The organism is Streptomyces sp. NPDC056224 (genome assembly GCF_042267665.1).
GTDB lineage: Bacteria > Actinomycetota > Actinomycetes > Streptomycetales > Streptomycetaceae > Streptomyces.
This window is the reverse complement of sequence record NZ_JBHJTK010000001.1, coordinates 61,898-73,836: the sequence shown is the minus strand read 5'-3', so window position 1 is coordinate 73,836 and position 11,939 is coordinate 61,898. Positions and strand designations below refer to the sequence as shown.

Sequence of the window (11,939 nt, the reverse complement as noted above, 5' to 3'; positions counted from 1 at the left end):
GCGGGGTGCCAACGGCCCGGCCCGGCGCCGCGTCCACGGCGGCGTTCCGTTTGCCGGCCGTGCGGGTCCGGGGGCACTTCCGGGCGGCGCCGCGCACCCGGCCCGGTCGGGGCACATCGGCCGTGGTCGGAAACCAGCCGAATCGGCCGGGCCGTCGCGAGCGTTCTCCCCACCTCCCGCAGGGGCGCCCGGCAGGTTCCCACCGGGTCCTGACAGCGCGGACGGCCGTCCCGTACCGCCGGGGCGGCCGGTCGGAGGCACAGTCCGTTTCAGGACAGGCCTCCGCGCCCCAACAACGCTGCCCCGCCCGCATCATGACCTGTTGTCAAGGCCGACTCACCGAGCAGATAAGATCCCGGGCTGTTGTCCAATGATCTTTCGCTTTCGATCGTTTGAGGGTTCTGATGGTTCGAGAGGGATCGTCGCCCGGCAGTCCAGGGCCCACCTCACCCGCCGTATGGGCGCTGCCCGCCCTGCTGACCGCGGCACTGTCGGCAGTCGCCGTGGCCTTGGTGTCCGCACCTGCCCGCACCCCGGTGGCCTGGGTCGGCGCCGCGGCCTTCGTCGCCGTCGCGCTCTCCTGTGGTGAGGCCGCCCGGCGAGGCAAGGCCGTGGCGGCGCTCAAGGCCAGAGTGGCCGCGCAGGACGAGGCCCTGTGGCGGCAGCAGGCCGAGACCGTACGGCTGGCCGAGACGCTGCTGCCCGATGTCGTGGCGCGCCTGCGCAAGGGTGAGTTCCCCGAGGACGTGCTCACGTCCCTGGAGGACCCCGGTATTTACCAGCCCGGACTGACACCCGAGTTCCGGGCGGCCCACCACGCGGTGCTGCGCTCGGTGCTCGATGCCGTGGTCGCCGAGGAGGACCTGCGCGACTCCGCGCAGCGGGCCTTCGTGAACATCGCCCGTCGTGTCCAGGCGATCGTGCACCAGCAGGCACAGGAACTGCGGGAGATGGAGGACCGGCACGGCCAGACACCGGCCGTCTTCGGCGATCTGCTGCGGCTTGACCACGGCACCGCGCTCATCGGCCGGCTCGCCGACTCCATCGCCGTACTCGGCGGTGCACGGCCCGGCCGCCAGTGGAGCAAGGCCGTGCCGCTGTACAGCGTGCTGCGCGGCGCCATGTCGCGGATCATCGACTACCAGCGCGTGGAGCTCCACTCCGTCTCCCAGGTCGCCGTCGTCGGGCCCGCGGTCGAGCCGCTCATCCACGCACTGGCCGAGCTGCTCGACAACGCGACCCGCTACTCCCCGCCGCAGACCAAGGTCCACCTGACCGCCGTCGACGTGAACTCGGGCATCGCCATCGAGATCGAGGACGGCGGCCTGAGCATGAGCGAAGAGGCCCGCAAGCGGGCCGAGCGCATGCTGCGCCAGGCGCAGGAGGGCATCGACCTCACGGACCTGGGCGAGACGCCCCGACTGGGCCTCGCCGTGGTCGGCCGGCTCTCGCAGGCGTACGACTTCCGGGTGTCGCTGCGCTCCTCGGCCTACGGCGGCGTACGCGCCGTCCTGGTCATCCCGCAGGGACTGATCACGACCGTCTCGACCGCGACCGGCGTCGCCCACGGCATCGGCAGCGCTTCGGGACCCCGTGCCGCCCTGGAGCCGGTGGCCACCGCACCGTCGCAGCCGACGCAACAGACACAGCAGACACAGCAGGCACAGCCGCCGCGCCCGGCCACGGGACCGCGGCACCCGGTGACCATGGACGAGGTGCCCATCGTGACCGAGCGGGCACCGAACGGACTGCCGCAGCGGCGCCGCAAGAACCGCGCGACGGCGCCGGCCGAGCCCGCGCCCGCCCCGCGGACCGCTCCGGCCGCCACGGACCAGACCGAAGCGCAGCCCGGCATGTGGCTGGCCGCCTTCCAGAGCGGCCTGTCCGGGGACAGCCAGGCCGGCGCAAGCCAGAACACAGACGTCTCGCCGGCCTCGGCGAGCAAGGGGGAACAGCCATGAGTCAGCAGCAGACCAACATGGACTGGATGCTCAAGGACCTGGCCGAGAGCGTTCCGCAGACCCGGCACGTCATCGTGCTCTCCGCCGACGGCCTGCGGATGGCCCAGTACGGCGCGGAGACCGACACGGCCGACCGGCTCGCCGCCGCCTGCGCCGGACTCCAGAGCCTCGCCGGCGCGGTCGCCTCCGAACTCCCGAACAGCAACGGCCGGATGAGACTGGTCGTGATCGAGATGGACGGCGGGTTCTTCTACCTGATGGCGGCCGGCGCCGGTGCCTACCTCGCGGTGCTGGCCAACGAGGGCGTGGACGCCGGGCTGATGGGCCAGCGCATGCGCGACCTCGTGGCGCGGATCGGAGAGCACCTCAGCAGCCCGCCGCGCAGCGACAGGCAGCCCGCGTGAGTGACCCGGGCAACGGCTGGGAAGACGGCAGTCCCGAGCGGCTGTACGTCATCACGGGCGGTCGCAGCGGACCGTTAGTGCCCACCCGCCGCCTCGACCTGGTCACGCTCATCGTCGCCAGGTCGGGGCCCAAGCCCGGCATGCAGCCGGAACACGCGGCCATCATGCGGCTGTGTCAGGCACCCCTCTCGGTGGCCGAGATCTCCGCGTACCTCGGCCTGCCGGTGAGCGTGGTCACCGTACTGGTCGACGATCTGATCACCGCGGGCCAGGTGCTCTCCCGCGCACCCGTCGCCCGCGCCCAACTCCCCGACCTGGCATTGATTGAGGCAGTCATCGATGGACTTCGAAAGCTCTGAGCGGCCCGCCGGGCCGCGGCGCGAGGACGTACTGCCGGCCACGGCCGCCGCCGCGGTCAAGGTGGTGATCGTGGGCGGCTTCGGGGTCGGCAAGACGACCCTGGTCGGCTCGGTGAGCGAGATCCGGCCGCTGACCACCGAGGAGACGATGACCCAGGCCGGGGTCGGCGTCGACGACACGGCGGGCGTGGAGCGCAAGAGCTCCACCACCGTGGCCATGGACTTCGGCCGGATCAGCATCAACGAGGAACTGGTGCTGTACCTCTTCGGCACCCCCGGCCAGCAGCGTTTCTGGTTCCTCTGGAACGGCCTGTTCGAGGGCGCGCTGGGCGCGGTGGTCCTGGTCGACACCCGCCGCCTGGAGGTCAGCTTCGACGTGATCGGCCGGCTGGAGGAGCGCGGGGTGCCCTTCGTGGTCGCCGTCAACTCCTTCCCCGACGCGCCCGAGCACCCCGTCGAGGACCTGCGCAGCGCCCTCGACCTGCCCGCGTCGGTCCCGCTGGTGCTCTGCGACGCCCGGCGGCGCGAATCCAGCCGTGACGTCCTGATGACGCTGATGCGCTATCTGCACTCCCTCGCCGTGACCCCGGAGGCCTCGTGAGCACCTTCCCGTCCCCCGCAGCGTCCACCCCGCCGCCGGGCTGCCCCGCGCACCGGCTCTACGGCCCCGAGGCCGAAGCCGATCCGATGGGGCTGTACGAGAAGCTGCGTGCCGAGCACGGCGCGGTGGCCCCCGTCCTCGTACAGGGCGACCTGCCGGCCTGGCTGGTGCTCGGCCACCGGGAGAACCTGGACGTGGCGCGTACGCCGTCCCGGTTCTCCCGGGACCCCCGGCTCTGGCGGGACATGCAGGCGGGCAACGTCCCCCAGGACCATCCGCTGACCCCCATGACCGCGTGGCAGCCGGTGTGTCACTTCGTCGACGGCGCCGAGCACGAGCGGCTGCGCGGGGCGCTCACCGAGTCGCTCGAGCGCTTCGACCGGCGCGGCGTACGGCGGTACGTCAAGCGCTTCGCCGACCAGCTGATCGACGGCTTCGCCGAGTCCGGGCGGGGCGACCTCGTCACCGACTTCGCCGAACCGCTGCCGATGCTCGTGATGACCCAGCTGGTCGGGGCACCGGATTCGTACGGACCGCGGCTCGTCGAGGCCGCCCGGGACATGATCCGGGGCACCGAGACGGCCGTCGCCAGCAACGAGTACGTCACGGCCACGCTGCGGGAACTCGTCGCGCGCAAGCGGGTGGTGCCCGGCCGGGACTTCACCACCTGGATGCTGGAGCACCCGACGGCGCTGAGCGACTACGAGATCGTGGAGCACCTGCGGCTGGTGATGATCGCGGCGTTCGAGTCGACCGCCAACCTCGTGGCGAACACGCTGCGCATGGTCCTCACCGACCAGCGCTTCCGCGCGAACCTCTCCGGCGGTCACATGACCCTGCCCGACGCGCTCGAACAGGTCCTGTGGGACGAACCCCCGTTCACCACGATCCTGGGCCGCTGGGCCACCGGCGACACCGAGCTCGGCGGGGTGCACATCAACGCCGGGGACATGCTGTTGCTGGGCCTCGCGCCCGGGAACGTCGATCCGGAGATACGTCCCGATCTGACGGTGCCCGTCCACGGCAACCGCTCCCACCTCGCCTTCAGCAGCGGCCCCCACAAGTGCCCCGGCCAGGACATCGGCCGGGCGATCGCGGACACCGGTATCGACACCCTGCTGACGCGGCTGCCCGACCTGGAACTGGCCGTCCCCGAGCACGAACTGCGCTGGACCTCGTCCCTCATGTCCCGCCATCTGATCGCGCTTCCGGTGCGGTTCACACCGCGCGGGACCTCGGTCACGGCGGCCACGCGCGCGCCCGCGCCGCCCGCCGCGCCGCCGGCCGCCCCCCTGCCCGGGGAACCGCCGGCGGCGCGGGGCTCGTGGTGGGCCCGGCTGCTGGGCCGCCGCTGACGGGAGGTCAGGCTTCGAGCTGCCGCCACCACCAGGCGAGAGCCGGGACCGGCGGCGGCTCGACGCTCGCATCGCTGGGCGTGTCGCTCCGGACGATGTCGAAGCGGGCGCCCTCCACGGGCAGGGCGTTGCGATTGCGCGGGCTCGCGTAACGCGGCGCCCTGCTGTGGTAGTCGAGGTCGCCCGCGATCCAGTGCTCCAGGGAGCCCAAGTAGCGGCCCAGTTGCCCGCCCGCCCGTCGGCCGAGCTGCTCGCGCAGCCGGACGAACAGGGTCACCGTCCGGTCGCGCAGGGCGTAGGCGGCGGGGAGCGCCTCGGCCGGGGTGCACCCGTGCAGCCGGGCCAGGACGTTGATCAGGTTCTGCTCCCAGGGGACCATGTGGTCGTCCTTGTTGTACGAGAACAGGTCGTTGTCGCAGCTGACGATGAACCCGGCGGCGTCGGTCAGCGCCTGGACGGGGGCCGAGTACAGCTCGTCGCCCGGTACGTCGATCCCGTTCGCCACGTCGCACCATGTGAGCGTGAACCGGGTGCCGTTGCTGGAGATCCGCTTCGCCACGAAGTCGTTCAGGCTCGGCATGATCTCGCGCTCGGCGTTGGCGGTCTGCCAGGTGGCGCCGAACACCCAGTCCCGGATGCCCTCGGTGAAGCGGCGCAGCTGGACGGGGGTGAGCATGTCCCGGGTCCGGGCCGCGAGGTCCTCCAGCGCGGCGGTGTGCGGCCCCGGCGGCAGCAGGCCGGAGCCGGGGGCCTCGACGGTACGGATCAGCCGGGCGCCGTGGTCCGCGACGGCCGCGGTGCCCGCGGCGCCGGTGTTGGAGTCCTGCCAGTCGTCGGTGGCGAAGGCCCAGTAGTTCCACTGGGCGAACAGCAGCATCGGCTCGACGTCGCCGTGGGGGATGATCCGGCAGGTGAAGTCGGCGCTGCGGGTGGCCAGCCCCCACGCGCGCTCGGTGGCGTCCGGGTAGAGCCCGAACCCGTCGATCCAGTCGATGGCCCGCTTCTCGATCTCGTCCACCGCCGGGTGGATGAGGCCCTGCTCGAACGGGCAGTAGAACGGCGGTAGTTCCCAGCCGATCCGGGAGGGGTGCGTGCCCTCCGCGTAGACGGTCGGCACGATCAGTTCCCCCCGCCGAGCCGGAAGAGCAGCAGGCGGGTCTCCAGCGCGTGGTCGCGCCAGATCCGGAACAGCTTGCCGTGCGTGATCGTCGACTCCTGGAGCCGTTCCCGGCACCAGGCGGCGGGCGCGACGGCCGTGCCCGACTGCTCGATCCGGTCCAGTTCGGCGGTGTTCCACGCCATCGACTGCACCCAGAACTCCGCGACGCGGTCGGTGACGTCCTCGTCCTGTTCCAGCTCGAACCCCGCGGCCGCGGCGGCGGTGATGTACTCGCTGAGCGTGCCCAGGCGCGTCTTGTAGTAGCCGTCGATGAACTCGGTCCACTCGGGACGGCAGATGAAGTGCTCCTGGATCCCGAACCAGCCGCCCGGCTTCAGCGCCTTGGCGACGACCTGGAAGAGCCGCTCGCGGTCCATGTAGCCGGAGCTCTCGTTGGCGTAGGCCGCGTCGAACCTGCGGTCGGTGGTGAAGTCGTGGACATCGGCGAGCAGCGGCGTGACCCGGTCACCGACCCCGGCCTGACGCGCGAACTCCTGGATGACCGGGACGTGTTCCGCGGCGACGGTGAGGCCGGTGACGGACGCGCCGTGCTCCTGCGCCCAGTAGAGCGAGCCGCCGCCGACCCCGCAGCCGATGTCGAGCACGCGCGCGGGCGGCGAGGCGTACGCGCCCCAGCTCCGGGCGGCGTGCTCGACTATCGCCTCCTGGGACTCGACGATGCGGCGCTTGAGGACGCGCTGGGACACCGTGGTGTTGGGCGTCGCCCCCGGGGCGAAGAGCCCCATGTGGAAGTGGACACGCGGTCCCGGGCCGTACTTGTGGAGTATGTCCGCCGTCTTGCGGCTGTAGTAGAGGGGTACTTGTCTCTCGTCGAACGCCTGGCCACCAGTGGGGGGCTGGATGACGAGGTTGCTGTCCATCGGTTCTCCGGTCATGCGGTCACGTGGGGGTGTTTCTCGGCCGCCCCACTCTGCCCAAGAGTGATCAATAAAACGCCTCAATCACTTAGGTCTTGAGCATAGTCACACATGAAATAGCCACAATACCGGCACAGTTGGTCGATAGCATCCGCCCTATGCGGTGGCTCCGCCCTCCGTCGGCACGCACAACACCGGTACCGGAGACAGGTGCAGGAGCTTGTGCGGGGTGGAGCCCAGCAGGGCGCCGCGGATCGGGCTGTCGCCCCAGGTGCCCACGATGATGACGCGGGCGTGGTGGCGAAGGGCCGCGTCGAGCAGCGCCTGCGCGGGCTTCTCGTCGACCACCTCCACCGTCGACGGAACGCCCGCCCGGTCGGCCGCCTCGACCGCGTGCGCGAGGGCGCTGCGGCCGGCCTGGCGTACGGCCTCGCGGTGGGCGCGGTACTCTTCGCCGGCGCTGCCCGGGGCTGCCGCTCCGTAGACGAGGACGAGCGGCTCGCCGAAGGCGGTGGCCACCTCCAGCGCCACCTGCAGGGCCCGTTCCGCGCCGGGCGACTCGTCGTATCCGAGGACCACTGACATCGGGACTCCTCAGCGCTTCCCGGCCTCGACGAGGGCCGGGTCGACCACTCCTCGCCGCTCCCGCCAGAACCTGCCGTCCCGGACCCGCCAGAAGCACATGAGGAGCACGCCGACGACGGCGATCGCGATCCCGATGACCAGCGGCGGGCCGAGCCCGAACCAGGAGGCGCCGCTGGCCGAGTTCTCCGGGTCGGACATGTCGCCGACCGACTCCACCAGCAGCCAGACCAGAAGGCCGGCGCCGGTCACCGGGCCGAGCCCGATGAGCAGGAAGTTGTGCGGGCTCTCCAGCAGGTGGCGGCGGTAGTAGACGGCGCAGGCCAGACCGGTCAGCGCGTAGTAGAAGGCGATGAGCAGGGACAGCGCGGTGAGCGAGTCCAGGAGGGCGTTCTCGCTGATCTGGTTGACGGCGAGGTACCAGACGATGGCGATGCCGGCCACCCACCACGTGCTCACGTCCGGGGTGCGGAACCGCTGGTGGATGTGCGCGAGCGGCGGCGGCAGCGCGTGCCGGCGGGCCATGGACAGGGCGGTGCGGGAGGCGGGGATGATCGTGGTTTGGGTGGAGGCGAGCGCGGAGGTGCAGACGGCGAGGAGCACCACCCAGTCCCAGCCGCCCATGACCTCGTGGGCGAGCACGGCGAAGATGGCCTCCTCCTCGGCCGCGTTCTCGGCGAGGAAGGCGGTGCCGGCGTAGCCGACGACCGCGAAGCCCACGGACAGGTAGGTCACCAGGAGGATCACGGTCGACCAGATGCCCGCCTTGCCGGGGGCCGTGGCGGAGTCCTCCACCTCCTCGGTGAGGTTGACCGCGGACTCCCAGCCCCAGTACATGAACACGCCGAGCAGCAGTCCGCCGGTGAGGGCGGCGCCACCGGCTCCGAAGGGGTTGAGCCAGCCGAGGGACGGCTCGATCGCCTCCAGGGTGCTGCTACCGGCGTAGACGCGGTAGATGGCGACCACCGCGAAGGTCAGGAGGAAGAAGACCTGGGCGAGGATGAGGATGTCCTGGAAGTGGGCCGACAGCTCGGTTCCGATGACGCAGATCGCGGTCATGCCCAGGATCACCGCGACGGTGAGGCCCTGCCGGATCACCGCGTTCGCGGCCCAGTCGTCGAGTCCGAAGGCGAGCAGGCCGAAGTTGACGGCGACGTCCGCCAGCGAGCCGATGACCAGCACGCCCGTCATGGCGATCGCCCAGCCGCCGAGCCAGCCCGCCCAGGGCCCCATGGCCCGGGTGACCCACGAGAAGGTCGTCCCGCAGTCCTGGTCGGCCTTGTTGAGATAGTAGAAGGCGGCGGCGATCAGCAGCATCGGTACGAACGAGGCCAGCATCACGCCCGGCGCGTAGATCCCGACCAACGCCACGATCGGCCCGAGGACGGCGGCGAGGGAGTAGGCGGGCGACGTGGAGTTCAGGCCGATGACGAGCGCGTCGAGGAAACCGATCGCGTTGGCCTTGAGCCCCGCGTCGGCCGTGGGCCGCGCACCGGCCGTCGGCCCCGCGCCGCCCGCAGGCCCGTTCCGCGGTCCGCCGCCACCGTCCGTACCGCCCGCGTCGCCCGTGCTGTCCGCACCGCCCGCACCGTCGTCGGCCATGTACGCATCCTCGCCCGCACCCGGCCGCCGCGCGAGGCGGGACGGCCCTATGGGCGGATGTTCCAGCCCGCGATCACCGGAAGCCCGTGTTCCGTGGACAGGACGCCGACCGTGCCGGTGTGCAGCAGGAACAGCCTGCCGTAGGCGGGGTCCAGGCCCAGATAGCGGGCGGTGAGCACGCGCAGGAAGTGGCCGTGGGCGACCACCACCGCGTCGCCGCCGTCGGCGCGGAGCACCGGGGCCACGCGGGCCAGGGCGCGGTCGGCGCGGGCGCCGACCTCCGCGGCGCTCTCGCCGGGGTGCGCCGCGTCGCCGGGCGGGACGCCGTGGGTCCACAAGGACCAGTCGGGCGTGCTCCGCCGGATCTGCTCGGTGGTGACGCCCTCGTAGCCGCCGTAGTCCCACTCGTACAGGTCGGTGTCGGTGAACGCGCCGGTGAGCCCCGTGAGTTCGGCCGTGGCGACGGCCCGGCGCAACGGGCTCGCCAGCACCAGCGCCGGGTGGCGGTCCTGGAAGAAGGCAGCGAGCGAGACGGCCTCCTCGACCCCCTTCGCGGTCAGCGGCACGTCGGTCCGCCCCGTGTGCCGCCCGTCGGCGCTCCACGCCGTCTCGCCGTGTCTCACCAGCAGCAGGTCGCTCATCCTCCGGACCCTAGAGCCCTCCGGCATGTCGGCGCCGGAGGACCGCGGAGGGCGTGTCACTGTCGGGCCTCATGAACGCAGGTGCGCACCCGGTGCGTCCGTCCCTGACCTGGCTGATGATCGTCCTGACCGCGGTCACGGGGCTGATCGAGGCGGTGAGCCTGCTCGCCCTGGGGCCGGTGTTCACCGCGATGCAGACCGGGAACGTGCTCTTCCTGGCGTTCGGGCTCGCGCGACAGGGGAACCTGCCCGCGCTGTCGGCCGCGGCCTCGCTGGCGGCGTTCGGCCTCGGGGCCGTGTGGGGCGCGCGGATGGAATCGGCGGCGGAGGCCCGGGGCCGGCGCTGGGCCGAGCTCGGCCTGTACGTGGAGGCCTCGCTGATCCTGGCCGGTGCCGCCGCCGGATGGGGTGTGGCGCCGCAGTACGGGCACCCGAGCGCCGAGCATCTGGCGGTGACCGGGATCCTGGCGACGGCGATGGGCATCCGGACGGTGACGGCCATGCGCGTGAACGTGCCCGGCGTGCCGACGACCCTGATCACCCGGTCCTTCACCGCGCTGATCGGCAGCTCGGCCCTGGGGCGGGACAGCGCCTTCGGTTACGGGACGGGAGCCTGGGCGCGCCGGGCCGGGGCGGTGCTGGCGATGTTCGCGGGCGGGCTGACCGGGGCCCTGCTGGTCGGTCCGGGTGGACGGTGGGCGCACTGCTGCTGCCCGCGGCGGCGGTGGTCCTCGCGGTGGCCCTGAGCCACCGCGCGCCGCCGCTGGAGCACAGCGCCTGATCGTTCGGCGGAAAAACGATGCGGAAACGATGCGACTTTGCCGACCCCGGCGCGGCGACGAATCTCGGGTCATGGACGACAAGGGGCCCGAAAGGCTCGACGAGCGCGTCGCGGCCGGTTTCGTGGCCGGCGCCGACGACTGTGTGGAGACGGTCTACCGCCGCTGGCGGCCGCTGGTCCACGCACTGGCCCGGCGTGCGCTGGGAGACGAGCGGGAGGCCGAGGACGTGACCCAGCAGGTCTTCCTCGCCGCCTGGCGCGGTCGCCACGGCTACCGCCCTGGACCCGGTGGGCTGGGGGCCTGGCTCACCGGGATCACCCGGCACAAGGTGGCCGACGCGCTGCGGGCGCGTACCCGGCGCGCCGAAGCGGCCGCCGCCGCGCGCGCCTGCCACGACCTCGCGCCGTACCCCGGTACGGCGGCCCGGCCGGAGCTGGAGCCCGAGCGGGTGGTGGACCGGGTGCTGGTCCTGGGGGAACTGGCCCGGCTGCCCTCGGCCCAGCAGCGGGTGATGCGCCTCGCCTTCTACGGGGACCTGACCCAGTCGCAGATCGCGGACCGCACCGGGCTACCGCTGGGCACCGTCAAGAGCCATATGCGGCGGGCCCTGCACGGCCTGCGCCGGTCACTGGCGGAGGCGGGCCCGCCGCCGACGCCGCGATGACCTCCAGGCCCGACCGCAGTCCGAACAGCCGCTCGATGCGCGGGGCCGAGGTGCCCGCGCCCCAGCCGGGTCCCGCGAGCAGCACCGTCGAGTGGCCCCGGGCGCCCCGCAGGCCCCACTCGATGCCGGCGGCCGAACGGGCCAGCGCGAAGTCCGCGGTGCTCCGGGACTGGGACCACAGCACGACGGCCCGCGGCCCGGTCCGGCGCACGGCGGCGCGCAGCGCGTCGGCGGGCAGGTCGGCTCCGAACATCCTCACCGGCAGACCCCGTTCGCCGAGGGCCGCGGCCAGCGCCTCGATCGGCAGGCTGTGCTGCTCCCCGGGTGCGCACGCGAGGAGCACGGGCGGGACGGCCGGGTACGGGGGCACGCGGGCGGGCCGGAGCCGGCGCAGGGCCGAGGAGACGTGCCAGGAGAGCAGGTGCTCGACCTCCACGTAGGGCTCCCCCGCCGTGGCCCATTTGCGGCCCACCGCGTGCAGGGTCGGCGCGATGATCTCCTCCCACGCGGTGACCAGGCCGTCCTCCGCGAGGGCGGCGTCCAGCAGGTCCTCCACGGCCGGCGCGTCCAGTCGTACGGCGGCCCGTGCGAGCCCTCTGCACTGCGGACGGACCTCCCCCAGGGGAAGGGAGGCCGGACCGCCCGGGCCGGGCCTCGCCGCGCGGGCGTCGGCGCGGGTGGCGGTGGCCTCGTCCCGCACGGCCCGGGCCGCCTCGGCCGGGGGCACGCCCTGCGCGGTGAGCCGGCACATCAGCTCCAGGCGGGCGATGTCCTGCGGGGTCCAGCGGCGGTGGCGCCCGTCCTCGCGGTGGGCCGGGCCGATCGCGTACCGGCGCTCCCAGGAGCGCAGCGTGGTCGGCGACACCCCGAGGCGCCGGGCGACGGCTCCGGTGCTCAGAGCGGCGTCGGGAAGGTCCTGCGGTGGTTGCGGCTGCGGCACGGACGGCACCC

Annotated in this window: 13 protein-coding genes; 7 read left to right on the top strand and 6 right to left on the bottom strand. The window is 72.8% G+C overall.

Features of this window, described 5'->3' with window-relative positions; all coding sequences use genetic code 11:
• Positions 1 to 404: 404 nt before the first annotated feature.
• From ACFCZ1_RS00335 to ACFCZ1_RS00315, 5 genes are read left to right on the top strand one after another with little or no spacing between them, the layout of a single operon-like run.
• Complete coding sequence (locus ACFCZ1_RS00335) at positions 405 to 1,961, top strand: sensor histidine kinase (protein ID WP_376676060.1); 1,557 nt, start codon at positions 405 to 407, stop codon at positions 1,959 to 1,961.
• Entirely contained in the window at positions 1,958 to 2,365 is a 408-nt protein-coding gene (locus tag ACFCZ1_RS00330) for a roadblock/LC7 domain-containing protein (protein ID WP_376676059.1), read from the top strand. The genes ACFCZ1_RS00335 and ACFCZ1_RS00330 overlap by 4 nt, the downstream gene beginning before the upstream one ends.
• Positions 2,362 to 2,724, top strand: a complete 363-nt coding sequence (locus ACFCZ1_RS00325) for a DUF742 domain-containing protein (RefSeq protein ID WP_376676058.1) — start codon at positions 2,362 to 2,364, stop codon at positions 2,722 to 2,724. The genes ACFCZ1_RS00330 and ACFCZ1_RS00325 overlap by 4 nt, the downstream gene beginning before the upstream one ends.
• Positions 2,705 to 3,325, top strand: a complete 621-nt coding sequence (locus ACFCZ1_RS00320) for an ATP/GTP-binding protein (RefSeq protein WP_328924377.1) — start codon at positions 2,705 to 2,707, stop codon at positions 3,323 to 3,325. Before ACFCZ1_RS00325 ends, ACFCZ1_RS00320 begins: the two co-directional genes overlap by 20 nt.
• On the top strand, positions 3,322 to 4,680 hold the full coding sequence (locus tag ACFCZ1_RS00315; RefSeq protein WP_376676057.1) for a cytochrome P450: 1,359 nt from the start codon (positions 3,322 to 3,324) through the stop codon (positions 4,678 to 4,680). Before ACFCZ1_RS00320 ends, ACFCZ1_RS00315 begins: the two co-directional genes overlap by 4 nt.
• A gap of 7 nt (positions 4,681 to 4,687) precedes the next feature.
• Here ACFCZ1_RS00315 and ACFCZ1_RS00310 read toward each other — a convergent pair whose 3' ends face one another.
• The 5 genes from ACFCZ1_RS00310 to ACFCZ1_RS00290 form a co-directional block, all read right to left on the bottom strand.
• Positions 4,688 to 5,797, bottom strand: a complete 1,110-nt coding sequence (locus ACFCZ1_RS00310; protein WP_376676056.1) for a hypothetical protein — start codon at positions 5,795 to 5,797, stop codon at positions 4,688 to 4,690.
• A gap of 2 nt (positions 5,798 to 5,799) precedes the next feature.
• A complete protein-coding gene (locus ACFCZ1_RS00305; RefSeq protein WP_376676055.1) occupies positions 5,800 to 6,720 on the bottom strand; it encodes a methyltransferase domain-containing protein in 921 nt (306 codons plus the stop codon).
• Between the two features lie 153 nt (positions 6,721 to 6,873).
• Positions 6,874 to 7,302 (bottom strand): universal stress protein, encoded by a 429-nt coding sequence (locus tag ACFCZ1_RS00300; RefSeq protein WP_376676054.1) that lies wholly within the window; start codon positions 7,300 to 7,302, stop codon positions 6,874 to 6,876.
• A 9-nt stretch (positions 7,303 to 7,311) separates the two neighbouring features.
• Entirely contained in the window at positions 7,312 to 8,901 is a 1,590-nt protein-coding gene (locus tag ACFCZ1_RS00295) for an APC family permease (RefSeq protein ID WP_376676053.1), read from the bottom strand.
• A 47-nt stretch (positions 8,902 to 8,948) separates the two neighbouring features.
• On the bottom strand, positions 8,949 to 9,542 hold the full coding sequence (locus ACFCZ1_RS00290) for a histidine phosphatase family protein (RefSeq protein WP_376676052.1): 594 nt from the start codon (positions 9,540 to 9,542) through the stop codon (positions 8,949 to 8,951).
• 71 nt (positions 9,543 to 9,613) lie between these two features.
• Between ACFCZ1_RS00290 and ACFCZ1_RS00285 the strand changes: the two genes are divergently transcribed.
• A complete protein-coding gene (locus ACFCZ1_RS00285) occupies positions 9,614 to 10,288 on the top strand; it encodes a YoaK family protein (protein WP_376676051.1) in 675 nt (224 codons plus the stop codon).
• A 106-nt stretch (positions 10,289 to 10,394) separates the two neighbouring features.
• Positions 10,395 to 10,988, top strand: coding sequence for an RNA polymerase sigma factor (locus tag ACFCZ1_RS00280; RefSeq protein ID WP_376676050.1), 594 nt, complete (start codon positions 10,395 to 10,397; stop codon positions 10,986 to 10,988).
• Here the strand turns inward: ACFCZ1_RS00280 and ACFCZ1_RS00275 are convergent.
• Positions 10,909 to 11,937, bottom strand: a complete 1,029-nt coding sequence (locus ACFCZ1_RS00275; protein WP_376676049.1) for a MerR family transcriptional regulator — start codon at positions 11,935 to 11,937, stop codon at positions 10,909 to 10,911. The two genes, ACFCZ1_RS00280 and ACFCZ1_RS00275, sit on opposite strands and share 80 nt — an antisense overlap.
• Between the last annotated feature and the right edge of the window lie 2 nt (positions 11,938 to 11,939).

Bases quoted from the DNA above. Each gene is read 5' to 3' on its own strand.
- ACFCZ1_RS00285 (WP_376676051.1), top strand. From the start codon at position 9,614: ATGAACGCAGGTGCGCACCCGGTGCGTCCGTCCCTGACCTGGCTGATG.
- ACFCZ1_RS00330 (WP_376676059.1), top strand. From the start codon at position 1,958: ATGAGTCAGCAGCAGACCAACATGGACTGGATGCTCAAGGACCTGGCC.
- ACFCZ1_RS00290 (WP_376676052.1), bottom strand. From the start codon at position 9,542: ATGAGCGACCTGCTGCTGGTGAGACACGGCGAGACGGCGTGGAGCGCC.
- ACFCZ1_RS00295 (WP_376676053.1), bottom strand. From the start codon at position 8,901: ATGGCCGACGACGGTGCGGGCGGTGCGGACAGCACGGGCGACGCGGGC.
- ACFCZ1_RS00320 (WP_328924377.1), top strand. From the start codon at position 2,705: ATGGACTTCGAAAGCTCTGAGCGGCCCGCCGGGCCGCGGCGCGAGGAC.
- ACFCZ1_RS00335 (WP_376676060.1), top strand. From the start codon at position 405: ATGGTTCGAGAGGGATCGTCGCCCGGCAGTCCAGGGCCCACCTCACCC.
- ACFCZ1_RS00305 (WP_376676055.1), bottom strand. From the start codon at position 6,720: ATGGACAGCAACCTCGTCATCCAGCCCCCCACTGGTGGCCAGGCGTTC.
- ACFCZ1_RS00280 (WP_376676050.1), top strand. From the start codon at position 10,395: ATGGACGACAAGGGGCCCGAAAGGCTCGACGAGCGCGTCGCGGCCGGT.
- ACFCZ1_RS00300 (WP_376676054.1), bottom strand. From the start codon at position 7,302: ATGTCAGTGGTCCTCGGATACGACGAGTCGCCCGGCGCGGAACGGGCC.